The organism is Rhizobium sp. AN5 (assembly GCF_900215255.1).
Lineage (GTDB): Bacteria > Pseudomonadota > Alphaproteobacteria > Rhizobiales > Rhizobiaceae > Agrobacterium > Agrobacterium tumefaciens.
The window spans coordinates 2,347,175-2,366,031 of record NZ_OCMJ01000004.1; the positions used below are offsets into that span (position 1 = coordinate 2,347,175).

Consider the following 18,857-nt stretch of genomic DNA (forward strand, 5'->3'; position numbering starts at 1 on the left):
TGAATCAGGAAAATACCGCCGTGCCAATCACCGGTGTCGAGGGAATGGCCATATCTCTCGGCTCCAGCGGCCCCGCCACATAAGCCTGATGCCCGGCCTCAATGGCGCGGGCGAAAGCTTCCGCCATGCCGACCGGGTCACCCGCCCCCGCGACCGCCGTGTTGAGCAGAACGGCATCGTAACCAAGCTCCATCACCGTCACGGCATGTGACGGCCGGCCGATACCGGCATCGACGATCAGCGGCACATCCGGAAAACGCGCCCGCATGGATTTCAGCGCCATCAGATTAAGCGGCCCCATGGCGCTGCCGATCGGCGCGCACCAGGGCATCAGCACCTTGCAACCCGCATCCAGGAGCTTTTCCGCCACGACAAGATCATCAGTCGTATACGGAAAGACTTCGAAACCATCGTCGCACAGAATTTTCGCCGCTTCGACAAGCGCAAACACATCAGGCTGCAAGGTGTCGTGATGGCCGATGACCTCCAGCTTGATCCAGTTGGTGTGAAAAACCTCACGCGCCATCTTGGCCGTTAGCACCGCTTCCTTCACGGTATGGCAGCCAGCCGTATTGGGCAGAATGTAACGATCCAGCTCGCGGATCAGCTCAAAAAACTGGCCACCCTTCTTGCCGCCTGCCGTTTCCCGACGCAGCGAAATCGTCAGAATATCCGTGTTGCTGGCCCGCACTGCATCGGCAAGCACGGCGGGAGACGGATAACGCGCCGTGCCGAGCAGGAGGCGCGACGAGACCTCACGGCCATAAAGCGTCAGCATGGCCTCAACCTCCCTGCATCGGTGAGAGGATTTCGACCCGGTCGAACGCCTTCAATCGATAATCGGCGCGCTCTTCCGAATGCACCAGATCGCCATTGACCGCCGTCGCCAGCCACTCGCCTTCATAGTCGAGGCTGGTGAGTAACCCGGCCAGCGTCTCGGTGGCGAGATCAAGCTCGTCGCCATTCACCAGAAGTTTCATGATCCTGTTCCTTTCCAGAGATATTTTGGCAGACGATTTCGGCCGCCTGCCGCGCCATCGCCGGCGACAGCAGGAAGCCATGCCGGTGGGCGCCGTTGATGAAGACGGTCCGGCCGTCCTGCGTAACTTTCGGCAGATTGTTGGGATAGGCGGGGCGCACGCCCGTTCCGGTCTCGATGATTTCCGCTTCGCCGAAGGCCGGATGTACGGCATAGGCGGCGTTCAGAAACTCCATCATCGAGCGCGCTGAAATGGCTCCGGCATCCTCTGTCTCGATCATCGTCGCACCCACCATGAAACGGCCCGGCTCGCGCGGCACGATGTAAAGCGGAATGCGCGGATGTAAGAGCCGGACGGCGCGCGACAGGGAGACCTCTGACGTGGCGAGATAGAGCATTTCTCCCCGAACGCCGCGAAGGTTGGCAATCTCGCCCACCGCCGCAGCGCCGGTGCAATCCACCACCCGATCGAACCGCTGCTCATCCACCGGAATACCCATATGAAACCGCACGCCCAAGCCGCAAAGCCGCGTAAGCAGCGATTTGAGCGCAAGGCGCGGATCGAGATGCCCCTCGCCCGTGAAATAAAGCCCGGAGCGGAACCGCCCGGCAAGGTCAGGCTCCAGAGCGGCGATTTCGCCCTCATCCACCCGCTGGTATCCAGTGGTTCTGGATGCAAACCGCGAAAGCTCAGCTTTGTCGCGGGGGGGCGCGACGACCAGCGTGCCGTGTCTGGTGACAAGGCCTGGGGTCGCCTCATCCCACCAGTCGAGAGCCGCCTGGCCGAGCGTCAAAACGGCCTCTTCCGCGTTTTCGCGCTCGCACCATGGCGCGAGCATGCCGCCCGCATAAAAGGATGCGCCGCGCGAGGCTTCAGCATTGCGCTCCGAAACCTCAACGGTCACGCCGTTTCGCGCCAGTTCGAAGGCCGCCGTCAGACCGGCGACCCCCGTTCCCTTAACAAGGACACGCATGCTACTGGCCGTCTGCCGGGGTCGCGAGCGGCATGTAAAGCTCGCCACCTTCCTTGAAGCGCGCGGCCATGGCCTCCAGCCCCTCCTTCTGCGCCTCGGCGCGGATGTCGTGGGAAATCCGCATCGAGCAGAATTTCGGCCCGCACATCGAGCAGAAATGCGCGACCTTGTGCGCCTCCTTCGGCAGGGTCTCGTCATGGAAGGAGCGCGCCGTGTCCGGATCCAGCGACAGGTTGAACTGGTCTTCCCAACGGAACTCGAACCTTGCACGCGACAGCGCATCGTCCCGCACCTGTGCTGCCGGATGGCCCTTGGCGAGATCGGCCGCGTGAGCCGCGATCTTGTAGGTGATGACACCGACCTTCACGTCGTTACGATCAGGCAGACCGAGATGTTCCTTCGGCGTGACATAGCAGAGCATCGCCGTGCCAAACCAGCCGATCATCGCTGCCCCGATGCCGGAAGTGATGTGGTCGTAACCGGGGGCGATATCGGTCGTTAGCGGCCCAAGCGTATAAAAGGGCGCCTCACCGCAGGTCTTCAACTGCTTGTCCATGTTCTCCTTGATCTTGTGCATCGGCACATGGCCGGGGCCTTCGATCATGACCTGGCAATCCTTCGCCCATGCGATCTGTGTCAGCTCACCGAGCGTCTCCAGCTCGGCAAATTGCGCGGCGTCATTGGCGTCGGCAATCGAACCGGGCCGTAACCCGTCACCCAGCGAGAAGGAAACGTCATAGGCACGGCAGATGTCGCAGATCTCGTCGAAATGCTCGTAGAGGAAGCTTTCCTTGTGGTGATGCAGACACCACTTCGCCATGATCGAACCGCCGCGTGAGACGATGCCGGTGACACGGTTGACGGTAAGCGGAATGTAATGCAGCCGAACACCGGCATGGATGGTGAAATAATCCACGCCTTGCTCCGCCTGTTCGATCAACGTATCGCGGAACACCTCCCAGTTGAGGTCCTCGGCAATGCCGTTGACCTTCTCCAGCGCCTGATAAAGCGGCACGGTGCCGATCGGTACCGGCGAATTGCGGATGATCCATTCGCGGATATTGTGGATGTTGCGCCCGGTCGAGAGATCCATGACTGTATCGGCACCCCAGCGGATCGCCCAGACCATCTTCTCCACCTCTTCGGCCATGGAGGAGGTGACGGCGGAGTTGCCGATATTGGCGTTGATCTTGACCAGAAAATTACGGCCGATGATCATCGGCTCAAGCTCGGGGTGATTGATGTTGGCCGGGATGATGGCGCGACCCGATGCGACTTCCTGACGGACGAACTCCGGCGTCACATAATCGGGTATCTGCGCGCCAAAACTCTCTCCATCACGAGCCAGCTTCTCCTTCGCCGCTTCGCGCCCCAGATTTTCGCGGATGGCGATGAACTCCATTTCCGGCGTGATGATGCCTGCCCGCGCATAGGCAAGCTGCGTTACGGCTTTTCCTTCCGTGGCCTTAAGCGGCTGGTGGCGCACGGCAAACTCCGGCGTCAGGCGTTCACCGGTGGCAAAGCCGTTATCCTCCGGCTTGACATGCCGCCCGTCGTAAGCCGCGACATCGCCGCGCGCTACGACCCAGTCGTGACGCAGGCGCGGCAGACCCTTTTCGATCAGAACGTTATGCAATGGATCGGTATAGGGGCCTGAGGAATCATAGACCGTGACCGGCGGTTCGCCCGCCGTCGGGTGGACGGCGATTTCGCGCATCGGCACGCGAATATGCGGATGCAAAATTCCGGTTTTGTGGATTTTCGTGGAGGCGGGATGCGGCCCGGTTGTGACGACAAGCGGGATATTCTTGGCAACGATATTCATCATGAGGCTCCAAAGTTTGACAGTGGAGACCCAGTTCGAGCCGGAATGATGGAAAATACCGACGCGTCGGCAGCGCAAGTTACACGCAGTCCGACCTTCGGTCTTTGCACCGTCCCTACGCCAGTATGAACTGGATCAGGTTCAACGGGTCACTGCGCATAAAAGCAGAATCTCAGCCCCTTGACGGGACACCCCTGGTGAATGGACACAAGAGAAAACACCGCCCGACATTTGTCAAGGGTGCTGCTGATGGCTGGCAAAGGTGGACGAACAACAAAAGCGCCGTTAGTGGTAATTAACCTAACGGTTTAGGCGAATATTATCGTTTTCAAATTAACGATAAGCACAAACCATCCTGATGTTAAATTCATGGGAGATAAGTCGGAATGAATGCGACTATTCGTGAAATACTGGCAAAATTCGGCCAGCTTCCTACCCCCGTCGATACGATTGAAAACGAAGCAGATCTTTATGCCGCAGGCCTTTCTTCCTTTGCATCGGTGCAATTGATGCTGGGTATCGAGGAAGCTTTCGATATCGAATTCCCCGACAACCTCTTGAACCGCAAGTCCTTTGCCAGCATCAAGGCCATCGAAGACACCGTTAAGCTCATTCTGGATGGTAAAGAGGCAGCCTGATGAATGTGACCGTTGCGCCGCAGGATGAAACGCTGTCCGCGCGCGCAGGCCGCGTCGCAGCAATTGCCGCCAAACATGCGGACGAGGTGGACTTCACCGGTCGCTTCCCGGAGGAAGCCGTCAAGGCGCTGAGACAAGAGCGCCTTCTCGGCATTCAGGTCCCGTCCTCTCTTGGTGGCGAAGGCGCATCCATACAGCAAATCGCCGATATCTGCGCCCGGCTTGGCCAGGCCTGTTCGGCAACCGCAATGATTTTCGCCATGCACCACATCAAGGCATCGAGCCTTGTGGAACACGGCGAGACAAGCCCATGGCATGCGGGCTTCATGAGCAGCATCGCAAGCGAACAGCTTCTGCTCGCATCGGCGACGACCGAAGGCGGAATCGGCGGCAATCTGCGCAATTCCATCTGCGCGATTGAGGTCGAAGGAGACATCTGCCGGCTGGAGAAGGACGCCACCGTCATTTCCTACGGCAGCAATGCGGATGCCATCCTCATCACCTCGCGCGCCCACAAGGACGCCGCCCCGGCCGATCAGGTGATGACTGTCTTCCTGAAAGATCAGTACACGCTCGAGAAGACCCATGTCTGGGACACACTCGGCATGCGTGGCACCTGTTCGGACGGTTTCCTGTTCCGCGGCGAGGCACCGGCGGTGCAGATATTCCCAAAACCCTTTGCGGAAATCGCCGCGCAATCCATGCTTGCAAGCTCGCATCTTCTGTGGAGCGCCGTGTGGTATGGCATCGCGTCGGATGCGGTGCTGCGCGCGCAATCCTTCGTCAGGACGGCAGCACGCAAGTCGCCCGGTGTCACACCGCCAGGCGCTATCCACATTGCCGAAATTTCCACCAAATTGCAGGTGGTCAAATCCAACGTCATTGCGGGCGTAAAGGCTTACGCGGACACCAAGAGCGACCCGGACAAGCTGATGTCCATGGCGTTCGCGGTTGCCATGAACAATGTGAAGATCTGTTCTTCGGAAACCATTCTGGAGATCATCGACCAAGCGATGCTGGTCTGCGGCATCATGGGTTACAAGAACGGTACGCCCTACAGCCTTGGCCGACATCTTCGCGACGCGCATTCCGCGCGCCTGATGATTTCCAACGACCGTATTCTCGGCAATTCCGCCAATCTCCTGCTGGTTCACAAGCAGGACACCAGCCTCTTGGGATAAGACCATGGATATGCAAACATCGTTTCTCGATCGACTGTTCGAAGAAGGCCTGCTGATTGAAACGGGTGTCGATGGTCTTTATGGACGCAGCGGCCAGTTCGAGGATGTCATTGCCGCATTCGAACGCCTGATCGACCGCACCGGCGGCCCGGACAGTGCAGAGGCGATCCGCTTCCCGCCCGGCATCAACCGCGCCTATTTCGAAAAGAGCGGTTACATGAAAAGCTTCCCGCAGCTTGCCGGCACAGTGCATTCCTTCTGCGGTTGCGAACTTGACCATGTCAGCCTTCTCAAATCCATGGATGAGGGCGGCGACTGGACAAAGGACCAGAAAGCAACCGATATCGTGCTGACGCCGGCCGCTTGCTACCCTCTTTATCCGACCATCGCCAAGCGCGGCGCATTGCCTTCCGGCGGCGGTCTCTACGACATCCAGTCCTATTGTTTCCGCCATGAACCCTCCAAGGACCCGGCACGTCAGCAGCTGTTCCGCATGCGGGAATATGTACGCATGGGCACGGAGAGCGATGTGACCGAATTCCGTCAGACATGGATGGATCGCGGCGTGGCGATGATGGAAGCCGTGGGCCTTGAAGTGACCATCGACGTGGCCAACGATCCCTTCTTCGGCCGCGCGGGCAAAATGCTCGCCAACAACCAGCGCGACCAGAACCTGAAATTCGAACTGTTGATCCCCGTCACATCCACCACCAACCCGACGGCCTGCATGAGCTTTAATTACCATCAGGACGCCTTTGGCCAGAAATGGGGATTGAACCTCGACAATGGTGATGTAGCTCACACCGCCTGCGTCGGTTTTGGCCTTGAGCGCATTGCGCTGGCACTTTTTGCGCATCACGGTCTGGATGTAAAAACATGGCCCGAAAAGGCCTTGAAAACACTCTGGGGCTAACCATTCATGCGGCAGATTTTCCCCGGTCTCGATCCCAAAAACTATGTGCAGCACCCGCTTCATTCGTCGGAAAGAATGTGGCCGGAGACCAATTGCTACATCGATTTGTGGATCGAGGTGCTGGCCTCGAAAGGGTTGCCGCCTGAGGCCATGTTCGGTTTCACCCTGACGCAGGATTTCGAAGGCGACCAGTTCACTTTCTTCAAGGTGCCGCTGGAAGATCTGGAAGCACTTTATGGCGTTCGCGCCACCGAACTTGCGATCTTCGACCGGGTGGAAAACCATATCGAAGCACAACTGGAACGCCGCCGCATCTGCCTGATCGAGATGGACAGCTTCTATATGCCCGATACCCACGGGGTGGGCTACCGGAAGGAACATGGCAAGACCACCATCGCCATCAACCGGCTGGACCTCGCAAACCGGGAACTCGATTATTTCCACAATGCCGGCTTCTTCCACCTGTCGGGCGAAGATTTCGACGGCCTGTTCCAGCATCACCTGTCAGAGAGCGAGCCGCCCTTCCTGCCCTATACGGAATTTGCAAAATTCGCAGACAGCAACCCTTCGCCGGCGCATATCCGCAAAACGGCCGAACGGCTGCTGAAGTTTCATTTTTCACGGCGACCATCCAACAATCCGGTCAGGGCTTTTGCAGCCGTGTTTCCGGCTCAGGTCGAGAAGGTGGCAGACCGGCCGTTCGGCTTTTTCCACAAATATGCCTTCAATACGCTGCGCCAGTTCGGCGCCAATTTCGAACTGGCGGCGAGCCACCTCGAATGGCTGGACAAGAGCGAATTTGCTGAAGCGAGAGACCACGCGCTGCGCATATCCGAGGTCGCCAAGACCGTGCAGTTCCAGCTCGCTCGCGCCGTCACGCGCCGTAAATTCGACGCGCTCGCCTCTGTGCTCGATCCGGCTGCGGATGCATGGGATGGTGTGATGGAAGCCCTTGCGGCAAAATTGTCGAACACCAGCGAGGCCGCGTGAGGACTTATCTTCCGCGCGAAAGCGAAAAATTACTAAGCGAAGGCTGGACGCTGACAATGACGTCCGCCAATGCCTGCGAAACGCCCTCGGATATTCCCGCAACCCTTGAAAGCCTTCACGTGTCCGTTCCCGGAACAGTGGCGCAAGCTCTGGAACTGGCCGGAAAATTTGACCGTCTCAATCCGACACCATTGAACGACAAGGATGCCTGGTACCGTCTGACGATGATTTCCGATGTGCGGGAGCGGGCGATCCTGCGCTTCGATGGCCTGTCCACGATTGCAGAAATCTTCCTCAACGGCGAACTGATCGCCGCCAGCCAGAGCATGTTCGAAAGGCTGGAAGTACCGGTGGAACTGACGGGCGCGGACGAACTATCGATCTGCTTCCGGGCACTTTCGCCAAGGCTCGAAAAAACCGGTCCGCGCGCCCGCTGGCGTCCACAGATGATGAACACCCAAGGTCTGCGGCTGATCCGCACCACGGCGCTCGGATATATGCCGGGCTGGTGCCCGGAAATCCATGCCGCCGGCCCATGGCGACCCATCAGCCTTATAAGACAGGCAGGCGTGCTCTGCACAGTCCGGTCCTCGCTCGACGAAACCGGGACGGGAACGGTCAACATCGCCCTGGAGGCGAGCCACGACATTCCATCCGCACGGCTCACCTGCGCGGGCTACGGCGTCGATCTTTCCGGGGCTGAAAACGGTAGGCTCCTAGGCCAACTCAACATACCTGATGTCGAGACGTGGTGGCCGCATACCCACGGCAGACCGACGCTCCATGAAGTCGTTCTGGAACTGGATGGTAAGCAACACAGGCTCGGGCGCACGGGCTTCAGGCGCGTGGAGGTCGATTACGGCGAAGACGGCAACGGTTTCGGCATCCAGATAAACGGGCACCCCGTTTTCTGCCGTGGCGCAGTCTGGACGACCGCCGACATCGTGCGCCTGCCGGGAACAAGACCGGACTATGAGCCTTGGCTTCGAAAAGCTGCCGAAGCCGGCATGAACATGATCCGCGTCGGCGGCACGATGGCCTATGAAACGCCGGAGTTCTTCGCGCTCTGCGATGAACTCGGCATCATGGTTTGGCAGGACGCCATGCTTGCCAATTTTGATTATCCAGCAAAGGATGAGGCGCTCAACCAACACATCGTTACGGAAATCTCGCAGTTCCTCGAGACGACCGCCCTTTCCCCTTCGCTGACCGTTTTTTGCGGCGGTAGCGAAATGTACCAGCAGGGCGCGATGCTCGGTCTGCCGGAACAGATATGGAAGGGCACGCTCACCGAGACAATTTTGCCCGACGTCCTGACCGAAAAACGGCCGGACGCGGCCTATGTGGCGAATTCCCCTTCAGGCGGCGCCTTGCCCTTCTTCCCCAATGCCGGGGTTGGTCATTATTACGGTGTGGGCGCCTATTGCCGTCCGCTGGAAGATGCCCGCCGGGCCAATCTCCGCTTTGCTGCAGAGTGCCTGGCCTTCGCCAATATTCCCGAACAGGAAACGCTGGACAGACATCTTCCCGCACTGGCGGTGCATGATCCGCGCTGGAAGGCGCGCACGCCACGCGATCGCGGCGCTTCCTGGGATTTCGAGGATATTCGCGACCATTATCTGAAGCTGCTTTACGATGTTGAGCCGGACGTGCTGCGTCGGGAGGATGGCGGTCTCTATCTCGACATGTCTCGTGCCGTCACTGCCGAGGTCATGGAAGCAACCTTCGCCGAATGGCGTCGCGACGCGTCCTCTTGCCGGGGCGCCCTGGTCTGGACCTTGCAGGATATCGTTCCCGGCGCTGGCTGGGGTATCATCGATGCCACCGGCAGACCCAAATCCGTCTGGCATGCGCTGAAAAGAGCGTTTCGTCCCATCCAGGTCAGCCTTTCCGATGAAGGCACCAACGGGCTGGACATTCATGTCATCAACGAAACCGGCGACAACCTTGAAGCCATGCTGGAACTGACCTGCCTGCGCGATGGCACGCAACCCGTCGTCCATGCCAAACGGCCGCTCACGCTCTCGCCGCGACACAGCCAGACCATCGCCGCGACCGATTTGTTCGGTGCCTTTTTCGATACGACCTATGCCTATCGTTTCGGCCCGCCCTCCCATGATGTGACGGTGGCCCGGCTCCGCGATGTCGCGACCGGATCTGTCATCGCCGACGCATTCCATTTTCCTCTCGGTCGGAAAAAGGCACTGCACGCCGCCAACCTTCAGGTGGGGGTGAGCGAGGCGAACGGCATCTGGTCGCTCGAGATCGGTACGGACCGGCTGGCGCAATCCGTCCATATCACGGCGCAAGATCACCGCGCCTCGGAAAGCTGGTTCCATCTCGCACCCGGTGAAACCAGAAAAATCGACCTTCTGCCGGAGACAGCAACATCCGAAACGCCCCCTTCCGGCGATGTCGTCTCGCTAGGCTCCAGCCGGCGATTTTCCTTTTAGAGCCATCAGTTTCACCGCATCGATGTAGGCTTTTCTGGCCTCAGGCGTTGAAAGATTATGGTCGGCGTCAGGAATAATCGTCAGCGACACATTCCGATAGGCCGACAGGCCCCTGCCATCGGCGTTGAAATAATACCGGAAATGCTCAAGCCCGTCGTCATTGTCGCTGTAAAGCAGGCCGATGGACACATCCCTTGCCTTGAGCTTGTCGAAAGCACCGTAGACGGCACGCCCTTCCTCGCTCCCCCGGCGGGAAAGCCTTGCCGTTTTTATCGAAAGCTTCTTGAGCGTCGCCTTGGCGATATTGCGACCGGCGCTCACCACATCGACATCGCCGCTGACGAGACGCTTGAACGTAGCGCCCTGGCGAAAACGCTGGCTGTATTCCCCAAAGGAACGTGGCGGTTTGTGCAGCGCTTCATCGACCGAGCGGCCTTTGCGCCAGTGGAACACAACCGGATTGACCGCAACCACCCCGCTGATCCGGTCATCGGCAAGCGCGCCATTGAAGGCGAGGTAGGCGCCGCTGCAGCGCCCAGCAGCAACGACGGGTCCTTTGCCACGCCGACTGAGAAAATCGAGCGCGGCGGCCACGTCGTCATTCTGCGCCGCATCGTAAAGAACCTGATCGGGCGCGTTTTTGACCGGGGGGCTGTCGGCAATATTGGCCGCGTCGAACCGTAGCGAAGCGATACCCTCCCGTGCGAGCGAACGGGCCGTTTGCACGGAAAGCCTGCCCCAACCCGCATGCCGGTCGTAGGCCGCGCCGAGCAGAAGGACCGAGGAGACCGCCAGCCGATCGTCAGGCTCGCAAAAAACACCGAAAAGCCGGCCGGCTTCGCCAAATTGCACCGGCTGTTCCAGAAAACCGCGACCGCGCTGCGGAGCGTTGACGATGAAATCCTCCTGCGGACCCGCCGCATCTGTGGTCTGGGTCTTGGACAGGACCCAGTCCCGAAGCCGCTTCACCACATCGCCGGGTATTTTCGAGAGTGTGGGACTGGATACGAGATCGTCATATCCCTCAAATTCCGCCTCCCCCACCTCCGCACCAATCGAGGCGAGTTGCTTGGCAAAATCGCTGTCGCTCGCACGGCCCGGTCTCGACAGCACCAGAATGCTCCGCGCAGGAGCGGCATCCAGCTTTGCAAGATTGACCTTCTTGATAGCATCAGCAACACCCACCGGCATGGCCATGCCTGCAATCGCCCCCGCCTCCGCCATGCGCTGCCCGGGACGAAGACCAAGACCATCGTCGATCATGGACGACCACATCGCCAGTTCGCGAAGATAGCTCCGGCCGGAGACGACGGGCGCCAGAAGCGCCATGGAACCGACGTCGGCCGTATCGGCGAGCGCCTGTATGGCGATCAGACAGCCGAGACCCTGAGCGATGACGACCACCCTGGAACAACCGGAAAGACGTTTTAGATAGTCGAGCGCCGCTCGCGTGTCGGAAAGCCAGTCCGCCGCACGTACGACGTCCTCCGGATCGAGCGCGTCCCCAGCGCCATGATAGTCGAACCGCAGGCTGGCGACGCCGGCCGCCGCCAGCCGTTCAGCCACAACCCGCTGAAACTTTCGAGTGCACAGTTCCTCCATGCCCCAGGGGCTGACGAAAAGAACCGCATGGTCCTGTTTGACCTCCTTGCGCGCCGGGTGAAAAATACCCGTGCATCCTTGAAAGGAAACCGGATGCGCGATCGACCCATCGGATGCAATGCCCGAAAGCGACAACATGTCAGGGGACGGTTCACCGCTTGCACGCTCTGAAATATCTATCGCCATCGACCTTGCAATCACTACGCCTGTGTCGGCTCAACCATTTGCGGGATAACTATACTGGAGCGTCTTAACGTCCTGTTCCTACAGTAAAACCAATAACATTAGGGAAGTCTAAAAATGTAGTCGTCTCAATATCGAATGTGGAACGCGCGTTACAAAAACAAATATCGGGGATCGTGGGCCAGCCTCGGCACGGGCGCTATTTTGCTCGAAACCGCTTGAATATACTGATAAATAGCGAGTCACATACCTATTTGCAGGAGGGGATCCCGCCACCCGGCAGCCTGACCGTCTTGACACCGCGCAAACCAACACGCCGGGCCCTGCCCGACAGGTCATAGAAGTTTTATATGGAACAAAGCCTTACGCGTTATATCTGGTCGCATACGAAGCGGCAGCAGCTTTTCATTCTGCTGATCGTCGCCCTGTCCATGATCCCCTATTTCCTCGCCTTCGATCTGCCCAAACAGATCGTCAACGGCCCCATTCAGGGAGACGGCTTCGAAGGGGCAAACGCGACACAGCTTTTCATGCATCTCACGGTCGATATTCCCTATTGGGGCACCGTGACGCTCTTCCCCGGCCTCGAACTCAACCGCATGTCGATGCTGATGGCGCTCAGCCTCACCTTCCTTGCGCTTGTCGTCATCAACGGGCTTTTCAAATATTATATCAACACCTTCAAGGGCCGCCTCGGCGAGCGGCTTCTCAGGCGTATCCGTTTCGAACTTATCGACCGGATCCTGCGGTTCCCGCCCACGCATTTCAAGCGGGTTAAGGGCGCTGAAATCTCCAGCATGGTGAAGGACGAGGTCGAGCCGCTGGGCGGATTTACCGGTGACGCCTTTGTGCAGCCGGCGCTTCTCGGCGGTCAGGCGCTCTCGGCACTCTTCTTCATTCTCGTGCAGAATTTCTGGCTGGGTCTGATTGCGGCTTTCATGGCCGCCATACAGGTCGGCATCATCCCCAAAATGCGCCGTCGCCTCATCGAACTCGGACGCCAGCGGCAGCTGAGCGCACGCCAGCTTGCCGGCCGCATCGGCGAAATGGTCGACGGCATCGGCACCATCCACGCTTATGACACCTCCAATTTCGAGCGTGCCGATGCCTCGCACCGGCTCGGCGACATCTTCAGGATCCGCTACGATCTCTACCAGTGGAAGTTTCTGGTCAAATTCATCAATAACTTCCTCGCGCAGCTCACCCCTTTCTTCTTTTATGCACTCGGCGGTTATCTCACGCTCAAGGGCAGCCTCGATGTCGGGCAGCTGGTTGCCGTCATCAACGCTTATAAGGAACTGCCAGGACCACTGAAGGAGCTGATCGACTGGGATCAGGCGCGTCAGGATGTCCAGGTAAAATACGAGCAGGTCTTCGAGCAGTTCGATGCGTCGAACATGATCGACGACAAGGTGCAAAAACTGTCACCAGGAGCAGTCGCGGCAATTGCCGCACCGATCGTCGTCAGCAATCTGACGCTGGAAGACGATAGCGGCAGCCGGCTTCTGGAACAGGCTTCGTTGAAGATCGAGGCAGGCGAGGTGATCGCCATCGTCGGCGGATCGGGAGCAGAGGCGCTCGCGGATGCTATCGGCCGCACGCTTTGGCCGACCTCCGGCAAGGTGAGCATCAACGACGTCGACATATTGGAATTGCCTGAATCGCTGACGGGCCGGCGCATCTCCTATGTGTCCTCGGACAGCTATTTTTTCCACGCCAGCCTGAAGGACAATCTGCTTTACGGTCTCAAGCACGCACCGCTTGTCGAAAAGCAATACGAAGGTGCAGCGCTGGAGCACCGCAAATGGGAAATCCGCGAAGCCAAGCTTGCGGGCAATCCGACGATCGACATCAACAGCGAGTGGATCGACTACGCTTCAAGCCCGGCCGGTGACGGCAAGCCGGAAAACCTCATCCAGGCCGTTCTGGCTGTGCTCGACAGCGTGGAACTTTCGCAGGATATTCTGGAATTCGCGTTGCGCTCGACGATCGACCCTTTGACCGACCTGCATCTTGCGGCCCGCATTGTGGAACTGCGACATGTCCTGCGCGCCGAACTGGAAAAGGAGAACCTGAGCGGCCTCATCGCTCCGTTTGAGCTGGAGAGCTACAACAGCGAGGCCACCGTGGGCGAGAACCTGTTGTTCGGTACCATGCGCGACTCATCACAGTCGATCAGAACCGTCATCGAAAGCGAATATTTCCGTTCGCTGATGCGCGAAACAGGCCTCGTCAAAACCCTGTTCGAAATGGGGTATACGATTGCCGAAAACATCGTGGAAATCTTCGCCGACCTCCCGGGTGACCACCCCTTCTTCCAGCAGCTGACATTCATGACGCCCGACGATGTTCCGGTCTATCAGCAAATGCTGCAGCGTCTTCAGAGTAGGAGTTTCGACGAGGCCAATGAAAGCGAAAGACGCGCGATGCTGCGGCTGAGCTTCTTCTACATTGAGCCCCGGCAGCGTTTCGGCCTGCTGTCACCGGAAATCATGAACCGGATCGTTGAAGTCCGGCACATGTTCCATGAAAACCTGCCGGACAGCCTGAAGAACGTGATCGAAATCTACGATCCGACAAAATACATGAGTGCCACCAGCCTTCTGGATAATATTCTCTTCGGCAAGGTCAGTCATCGTTATACCGACGCATCACGGCGCATCACCCACATCGTGGCCGAGGTCATGCGCAAGCAGGGCGTCTATGAGCGTGTGCTTGCGGTGGGTCTGGATTTCAACCTCGGCGCTGGCGGCAAGCGGCTCGGGCCACTCCAGCGGCAGAAGCTCAATCTCGCAAGGGCGCTGATCCGCAAGTCCGACTATTACGTCTTCAATCGCCCCCTTCCCGGCCTCGATCCGCGGCAACAGGAGGAAATTGTCGAACGGGTCATCACATTCCTGAAACAGAATAATAATAACCCGGCGATCGTGTGGGTTCTGTCGAATGCGACGCTCTCGCGCATGTTCGACCGGGTCATCGTCGTCCATCAGGGCCTTATCAGCGCTGATGGAAGTTACGAGACTCTTGCGCAGGAAAACGGTACATTCAAGGATATGGTCGCAACATAAATCCAAGAAAGTGACCGAGGTGGAACAAGAACAGGGTAAGGCAATGCTTTTCAAAGACGAAATTCAAATGCTGAAACGCGTCCCGTTTTTTTCGGAAATGGAACCGTCGAAGCTCAAACTTCTCGCATTCGCATCCGACCGCGTGTCCTATCACACCGGCGACATGCTTTTCCGGCAAGGAGATGTCGGCGATGCGGCCTACGTCCTTTTGACCGGCAAAGTGGATGTTCTGGTTGATTCTCCGTCGGGCACGTTAAAAGTGGCCGAAATGACCGGCAATGCGATCGTCGGTGAAATCGCCATTCTCTGCGACAGCGTCAGAACCGCAACCGTGCGCGCCTCCACCAACGTGGAAGCCCTGCGTATCGGCAAGGAACAGTTCTTCAAGCTCATGTCCGATTTCCCTGACATTACCATCAAGGTCATGCGCGTTCTTGCCGAACGTCTCACCCAGACGACGACGGAGCTTAGCAAAGCGCGTGCAAACGCGAGGACATGAACCGCAATTTCTTGCTACCGTGGATGGCGATGTTGGAAAAATAAATGTCGCACCATTGCAATATAAATGAAATGCTGACTGAATAAGGGTAAGGGCGTCCGCCAAAAGAGAGCGGATATAATAATCTGTAGAGACAACGGGCTTCATGGGAGGAAGCGTGCAAGATTCCGTTGTAATCGGGGTGTGTCATGGCGTTCGATTCCGACATATTAAGTCGGGAAGGTAATAAAGATTTTCGGGTAAAGATCTGGGGTGCGCGGGGAACGCTTCCTGTTTCAGGTGAAAACTTCCGAAAATATGGCGGGAATACCATCTGCATCGAGGTACGATGCGGAGATCATGTTCTTTTGTTCGACGCGGGTTCGGGGTTACACCCTGCTGGTCTGGCGTTGCGCGCGGAAGGTATTACCGACGTCAACCTGTTCTTCTCTCACTGCCATTACGACCACATCGTCGGCTTTCCCTATTTCAAGCCGTTCTACAATAGCTCCAATGATGTCGCCATCTGGTCGGGTCATCTTGCTGGCACGATGACAACGCGGGAAATGCTCAAGGACTTCATGAGCCCGCCATGGTTCCCCGTACCGCTGGAAGTTTGCTGCGCAAAAATGGCAACCCGTGACTTTATGCCGGGCGACGTCCTGGATGTTCATCCGGGCCTCTCGATCCGAACCGGAATGCTCAATCATCCGGGCAACGCCATCGGGTATCGCCTGGACTGGGCGGGAAAGTCATTCGCCATCATCACCGATACTGAACATGAACCGGGCAATATCGACAAGAACGTGCTTGATCTGATCAAGGACGTCGATCTCTTCCTCTACGACGCCATGTTTACCGATGAGGAGATGGGCCTTTATCGCGGTTATGGCCATTCGTCCTGGCAAGAGGCAATCCGCCTTGCCAAACTGGCAGGCGCAAAAAATGTCGGCTTCATCCACCACGCCCCAAGCCGCAGCGACGACGAACTGGACGATATCGAAAAACAGGCAAAAGCCCAGTTCAGCGGTGCATTCGCGACAATGGACGGCCAGATCATCGACCTGTGATCGCGGTCACCAATCTCGTATTGCTGGCCTGCGTTTGACGCTTTTTTGAAGCCTGATTTGTTATCATGCGGCGAACCGACGTTCGAACACGCACAATTGACCATCGCTAGCCCATTGCTCCACGATTTTGCCACGAGATACCCTGCACTAAAGACATCAGAGCACACTTAATGATGATTCTGCGCCAAATGACCGCATGATGGGATTTGCATGATCCGTTTCTTTTCGGAGACCAATTTGAGACGCGCCCGGATCTTGTCCGGCCTCATCATTTTTGCCTTTGTATTTTCCCATCTTTTCAACCATTCGCTCGCTCTCATCTCCATCGACACCGCCGAGCGGGCGCGAAAATGGTTCAGCCTGATCTGGCTCAATCCCGTCAGCAGCCTGCTATTTTATGGGTCGGTTGTGGTGCACGTCTGTCTTGTCCTGCGCTCTCTTTATCAGCGCCGGACATTGCGCATGCCGCTTCGCGAAGCGCTGCAAGCCATACTCGGCCTGTCGATCCCGTTTTTGATCATCGGCCACGCCGTCAATATTCGCGTGTCGCACATGATCTACAACATCGACGTGGGATATTACTCGGTCGTTCGCCGGCTCTGGATCAACAACCCGATGGCAGGCGCGTGGCAAAGTCTCGCACTGATCGTGATCTGGACCCACGGGTGTATCGGCCTGTTTTTCTGGTTGCGTTACCGGGACTGGTATCCAAAAATAGCCGGGATATTCATGACTGTGGCGGTGATGCTGCCTTTGTTGGCGCTTCTGGGCTTCAGCGATGCCGGCCGCTGGCTGGAGGAGGTGGACAGAAAATACTCACTTCCTCCCGGGCTTGCAGATACCACCGTTCAAAGAGACGACATACCGTTGCAACGGGAGATGGAGACGCGTATCCGTTTCGTTACCGACGCAACGGAAGCGATTTTTGTCGGCGCGGTCATGCTGGTATTCGTCTTGCGCGGCGTGCGCAGCTGGCGGCAGAGATCGACGGCTATCGAAATCCGATATGAGCATGGTGCGCAAGCGCGCGTCCCTGCAGGGCTCAGCATTCTGGAGGCCAGCAGACTCGCGGGCGTACCGCATTATTCCGTATGCGGCGGCAAAGGACGCTGTTCGACCTGCCGGGTCAGGATTGTCGAAAGCAAAGGCCCGCTTCCGCCTCCCGGAGATATCGAACAAACCACTTTGAGGCGCATACATGCCGATTCAGATGTGCGGCTCGGCTGCCAGTTGCGGCCCACTCAGGATATTGGAATAGCGCTTCTGGTATCACCGCCCCAACAGAGCGATCTGCCAGCGGATGCGCAACCGGCCCGGCCGGGCAAGGAAGAGGAGATCGCCATCCTCTTTTGTGATATACGCAATTTCACCGCGCTTTCCGAGGCGAAACTGCCATATGACGTCGTGTTTCTTCTGAACCGCTACTTCACCATCGTCGGACAGGCCGTCGAACAGGCCGGAGGACATCTCGACAAATTCATCGGTGATGGCGCCATGGCTCTTTTCGGACTTGGCGACGGTGCAGAAAATGCCTGCCGCAACGCCATGAAGGCCGCCGCTATCATATTGCGGGAGCTTTCAATCCTGAATGAGGGACTGGAAAAACAATTTGCCGTCCGGCTGGAAGTGGTAGTAGGCATCCACGCCGGCCCGACGATCGTCGGCGTCATGGGCTATGGCGCAGCGAAAACCCTAACCGCGATCGGTGACACCGTGAATGTGGCAAGCAGGCTGGAATCCAAGGCCAAGGAATTCGGCGCCGCCATCGTCGTTTCCGAACCCGCCATCATTCAGGCGGGACAGGAGATTGCCGATCTGCGAAGCGAAAAAATCGCCATTCGCGGGAGAAACTCGCAAATGAAAGTTTTCCTGCTCTCGAAAGAAGAGAGCGAGCGCTACCTATAAGGCAACCCCGGCCCTCTCGCTGCGGGCCATCCGGCCTCAAATCTTGCGATAGAGAAAATAACGGTCGGTCGGCACGCTTTCCGGCACCGGCAGAGGCTTCAGCATGGGATGATCCAGAGGCAGACCGCTGACCGCAACGCCACCTTTTGCCAGCATGCCCGCGGCAAGGTCCGGCAGCCATGTCAGGGTAATGGCATCCTTTTCGGGGTAGCCCGTGCCGATATCAGCATGCACCATGGCCGCCTCCACACCGATGAAGGCCGGAGCGGTTTCCGATATTTCACCGATGACGAGATCTTCCTGCGCCGGAACAGACGAGGCGTGTGCACCCATGGCCCTGTCGAAGGCAACGATACGGCGTTGCGGAAACAGTTCCCGCAAATGATTGAACGTGCGCCCGTTTCCAAGGCCTATTTCCATGATCGCACCTTCGTCAGGCAGATCAAGATCGGCCTTGACGTGGTTGAGGATATCCCGCTGCGCGGTCAACCGGCGAATGAAACTGTCCAATCTGCTCATAGTCCGTCCGTTCATGAATGCCGGGCATTTCCAGCAAAATCGCTATACGCTTTTACTGGAAATGCCCGGGAGAAGGCGA

At 58.0% G+C, this 18,857-nt stretch carries 15 protein-coding genes and 1 riboswitch; of the genes, 9 read left to right on the forward strand and 6 right to left on the reverse strand.

From position 1 onward, the window contains the following. Positions 1-4: 4 nt before the first annotated feature. From CRP02_RS24205 to thiC, 4 genes are read right to left on the reverse strand one after another with little or no spacing between them, the layout of a single operon-like run. Positions 5-778, reverse strand: coding sequence for a thiazole synthase (locus tag CRP02_RS24205; protein WP_097172507.1), 774 nt, complete (start codon positions 776-778; stop codon positions 5-7). 4 nt (positions 779-782) lie between these two features. Beyond that, positions 783-980: a sulfur carrier protein ThiS gene (gene thiS, locus CRP02_RS24210; protein WP_003516823.1), complete on the reverse strand. Its 198-nt coding sequence runs from the start codon at positions 978-980 to the stop codon at positions 783-785. Next, entirely contained in the window at positions 949-1,953 is a 1,005-nt protein-coding gene (gene thiO / locus CRP02_RS24215) for a glycine oxidase ThiO (RefSeq protein ID WP_102026112.1), read from the reverse strand. Before thiO ends, thiS begins: the two co-directional genes overlap by 32 nt. A gap of 1 nt (position 1,954) precedes the next feature. Next, on the reverse strand, positions 1,955-3,778 hold the full coding sequence (gene thiC, locus CRP02_RS24220) for a phosphomethylpyrimidine synthase ThiC (RefSeq protein ID WP_097103071.1): 1,824 nt from the start codon (positions 3,776-3,778) through the stop codon (positions 1,955-1,957). A 94-nt stretch (positions 3,779-3,872) separates the two neighbouring features. Further along, positions 3,873-3,984, reverse strand: a riboswitch (TPP riboswitch). A gap of 180 nt (positions 3,985-4,164) precedes the next feature. On the opposite strand from thiC, the gene CRP02_RS24225 reads away from it, so the two are divergent. The 5 genes from CRP02_RS24225 to CRP02_RS24245 are packed head-to-tail and all read left to right on the forward strand — an operon-like array spanning position 4,165 to position 9,953. Then, a complete protein-coding gene (locus tag CRP02_RS24225) occupies positions 4,165-4,416 on the forward strand; it encodes an acyl carrier protein (protein ID WP_003492279.1) in 252 nt (83 codons plus the stop codon). Beyond that, on the forward strand, positions 4,416-5,597 hold the full coding sequence (locus CRP02_RS24230) for an acyl-CoA dehydrogenase family protein (RefSeq protein WP_097172508.1): 1,182 nt from the start codon (positions 4,416-4,418) through the stop codon (positions 5,595-5,597). The genes CRP02_RS24225 and CRP02_RS24230 overlap by 1 nt, the downstream gene beginning before the upstream one ends. Before the next feature lie 4 nt (positions 5,598-5,601). Then, positions 5,602-6,510, forward strand: coding sequence for an amino acid--[acyl-carrier-protein] ligase (locus CRP02_RS24235; RefSeq protein ID WP_097172509.1), 909 nt, complete (start codon positions 5,602-5,604; stop codon positions 6,508-6,510). 6 nt (positions 6,511-6,516) lie between these two features. After that, positions 6,517-7,500: a DUF1839 family protein gene (locus CRP02_RS24240; RefSeq protein WP_097172510.1), complete on the forward strand. Its 984-nt coding sequence runs from the start codon at positions 6,517-6,519 to the stop codon at positions 7,498-7,500. After that, positions 7,497-9,953: a glycoside hydrolase family 2 protein gene (locus tag CRP02_RS24245; RefSeq protein WP_097172511.1), complete on the forward strand. Its 2,457-nt coding sequence runs from the start codon at positions 7,497-7,499 to the stop codon at positions 9,951-9,953. Before CRP02_RS24240 ends, CRP02_RS24245 begins: the two co-directional genes overlap by 4 nt. On the opposite strand, the gene CRP02_RS24250 is transcribed toward CRP02_RS24245, so the two are convergent. Further along, positions 9,924-11,741: an alpha/beta fold hydrolase gene (locus tag CRP02_RS24250; protein WP_097172512.1), complete on the reverse strand. Its 1,818-nt coding sequence runs from the start codon at positions 11,739-11,741 to the stop codon at positions 9,924-9,926. The two genes, CRP02_RS24245 and CRP02_RS24250, sit on opposite strands and share 30 nt — an antisense overlap. A gap of 347 nt (positions 11,742-12,088) precedes the next feature. Between CRP02_RS24250 and CRP02_RS24255 the strand changes: the two genes are divergently transcribed. The 4 genes from CRP02_RS24255 (at position 12,089) to CRP02_RS24270 (ending at position 18,259) form a co-directional block, all read left to right on the forward strand. Beyond that, positions 12,089-14,806, forward strand: coding sequence for an ABC transporter ATP-binding protein (locus CRP02_RS24255; protein ID WP_003516808.1), 2,718 nt, complete (start codon positions 12,089-12,091; stop codon positions 14,804-14,806). A 43-nt stretch (positions 14,807-14,849) separates the two neighbouring features. After that, entirely contained in the window at positions 14,850-15,305 is a 456-nt protein-coding gene (locus tag CRP02_RS24260; RefSeq protein WP_003516807.1) for a cyclic nucleotide-binding domain-containing protein, read from the forward strand. Positions 15,306-15,493: 188 nt separating this feature from the next. Beyond that, on the forward strand, positions 15,494-16,354 hold the full coding sequence (locus CRP02_RS24265; protein WP_097172513.1) for an MBL fold metallo-hydrolase: 861 nt from the start codon (positions 15,494-15,496) through the stop codon (positions 16,352-16,354). 210 nt (positions 16,355-16,564) lie between these two features. After that, the gene (locus CRP02_RS24270; protein WP_097172514.1) at positions 16,565-18,259 is read left to right on the forward strand and encodes an adenylate/guanylate cyclase domain-containing protein; all 1,695 of its coding nucleotides are present in this window, start codon (positions 16,565-16,567) and stop codon (positions 18,257-18,259) included. 36 nt (positions 18,260-18,295) lie between these two features. Here CRP02_RS24270 and CRP02_RS24275 read toward each other — a convergent pair whose 3' ends face one another. Beyond that, positions 18,296-18,778 carry a class I SAM-dependent methyltransferase gene (locus tag CRP02_RS24275; RefSeq protein WP_003516804.1) on the reverse strand — a complete coding sequence of 161 codons (483 nt, stop codon included), beginning with the start codon at positions 18,776-18,778 and terminating at the stop codon, positions 18,296-18,298. Positions 18,779-18,857 lie beyond the last annotated feature (79 nt).

Excerpts from the sequence above, each read along its gene's own strand:
- CRP02_RS24225 (WP_003492279.1), top strand. The coding sequence starts at position 4,165 with ATGAATGCGACTATTCGTGAAATACTGGCAAAATTCGGCCAGCTTCCT.
- CRP02_RS24260 (WP_003516807.1), top strand. The coding sequence starts at position 14,850 with ATGCTTTTCAAAGACGAAATTCAAATGCTGAAACGCGTCCCGTTTTTT.
- CRP02_RS24255 (WP_003516808.1), top strand. The coding sequence starts at position 12,089 with ATGGAACAAAGCCTTACGCGTTATATCTGGTCGCATACGAAGCGGCAG.
- CRP02_RS24275 (WP_003516804.1), bottom strand. The coding sequence starts at position 18,778 with ATGAGCAGATTGGACAGTTTCATTCGCCGGTTGACCGCGCAGCGGGAT.
- CRP02_RS24230 (WP_097172508.1), top strand. The coding sequence starts at position 4,416 with ATGAATGTGACCGTTGCGCCGCAGGATGAAACGCTGTCCGCGCGCGCA.
- CRP02_RS24205 (WP_097172507.1), bottom strand. The coding sequence starts at position 778 with ATGCTGACGCTTTATGGCCGTGAGGTCTCGTCGCGCCTCCTGCTCGGC.
- CRP02_RS24250 (WP_097172512.1), bottom strand. The coding sequence starts at position 11,741 with ATGGCGATAGATATTTCAGAGCGTGCAAGCGGTGAACCGTCCCCTGAC.
- thiO (WP_102026112.1), bottom strand. The coding sequence starts at position 1,953 with ATGCGTGTCCTTGTTAAGGGAACGGGGGTCGCCGGTCTGACGGCGGCC.
- CRP02_RS24240 (WP_097172510.1), top strand. The coding sequence starts at position 6,517 with ATGCGGCAGATTTTCCCCGGTCTCGATCCCAAAAACTATGTGCAGCAC.
- CRP02_RS24265 (WP_097172513.1), top strand. The coding sequence starts at position 15,494 with ATGGCGTTCGATTCCGACATATTAAGTCGGGAAGGTAATAAAGATTTT.
- thiS (WP_003516823.1), bottom strand. The coding sequence starts at position 980 with ATGAAACTTCTGGTGAATGGCGACGAGCTTGATCTCGCCACCGAGACG.
- CRP02_RS24235 (WP_097172509.1), top strand. The coding sequence starts at position 5,602 with ATGGATATGCAAACATCGTTTCTCGATCGACTGTTCGAAGAAGGCCTG.
- CRP02_RS24270 (WP_097172514.1), top strand. The coding sequence starts at position 16,565 with ATGATCCGTTTCTTTTCGGAGACCAATTTGAGACGCGCCCGGATCTTG.
- thiC (WP_097103071.1), bottom strand. The coding sequence starts at position 3,778 with ATGAATATCGTTGCCAAGAATATCCCGCTTGTCGTCACAACCGGGCCG.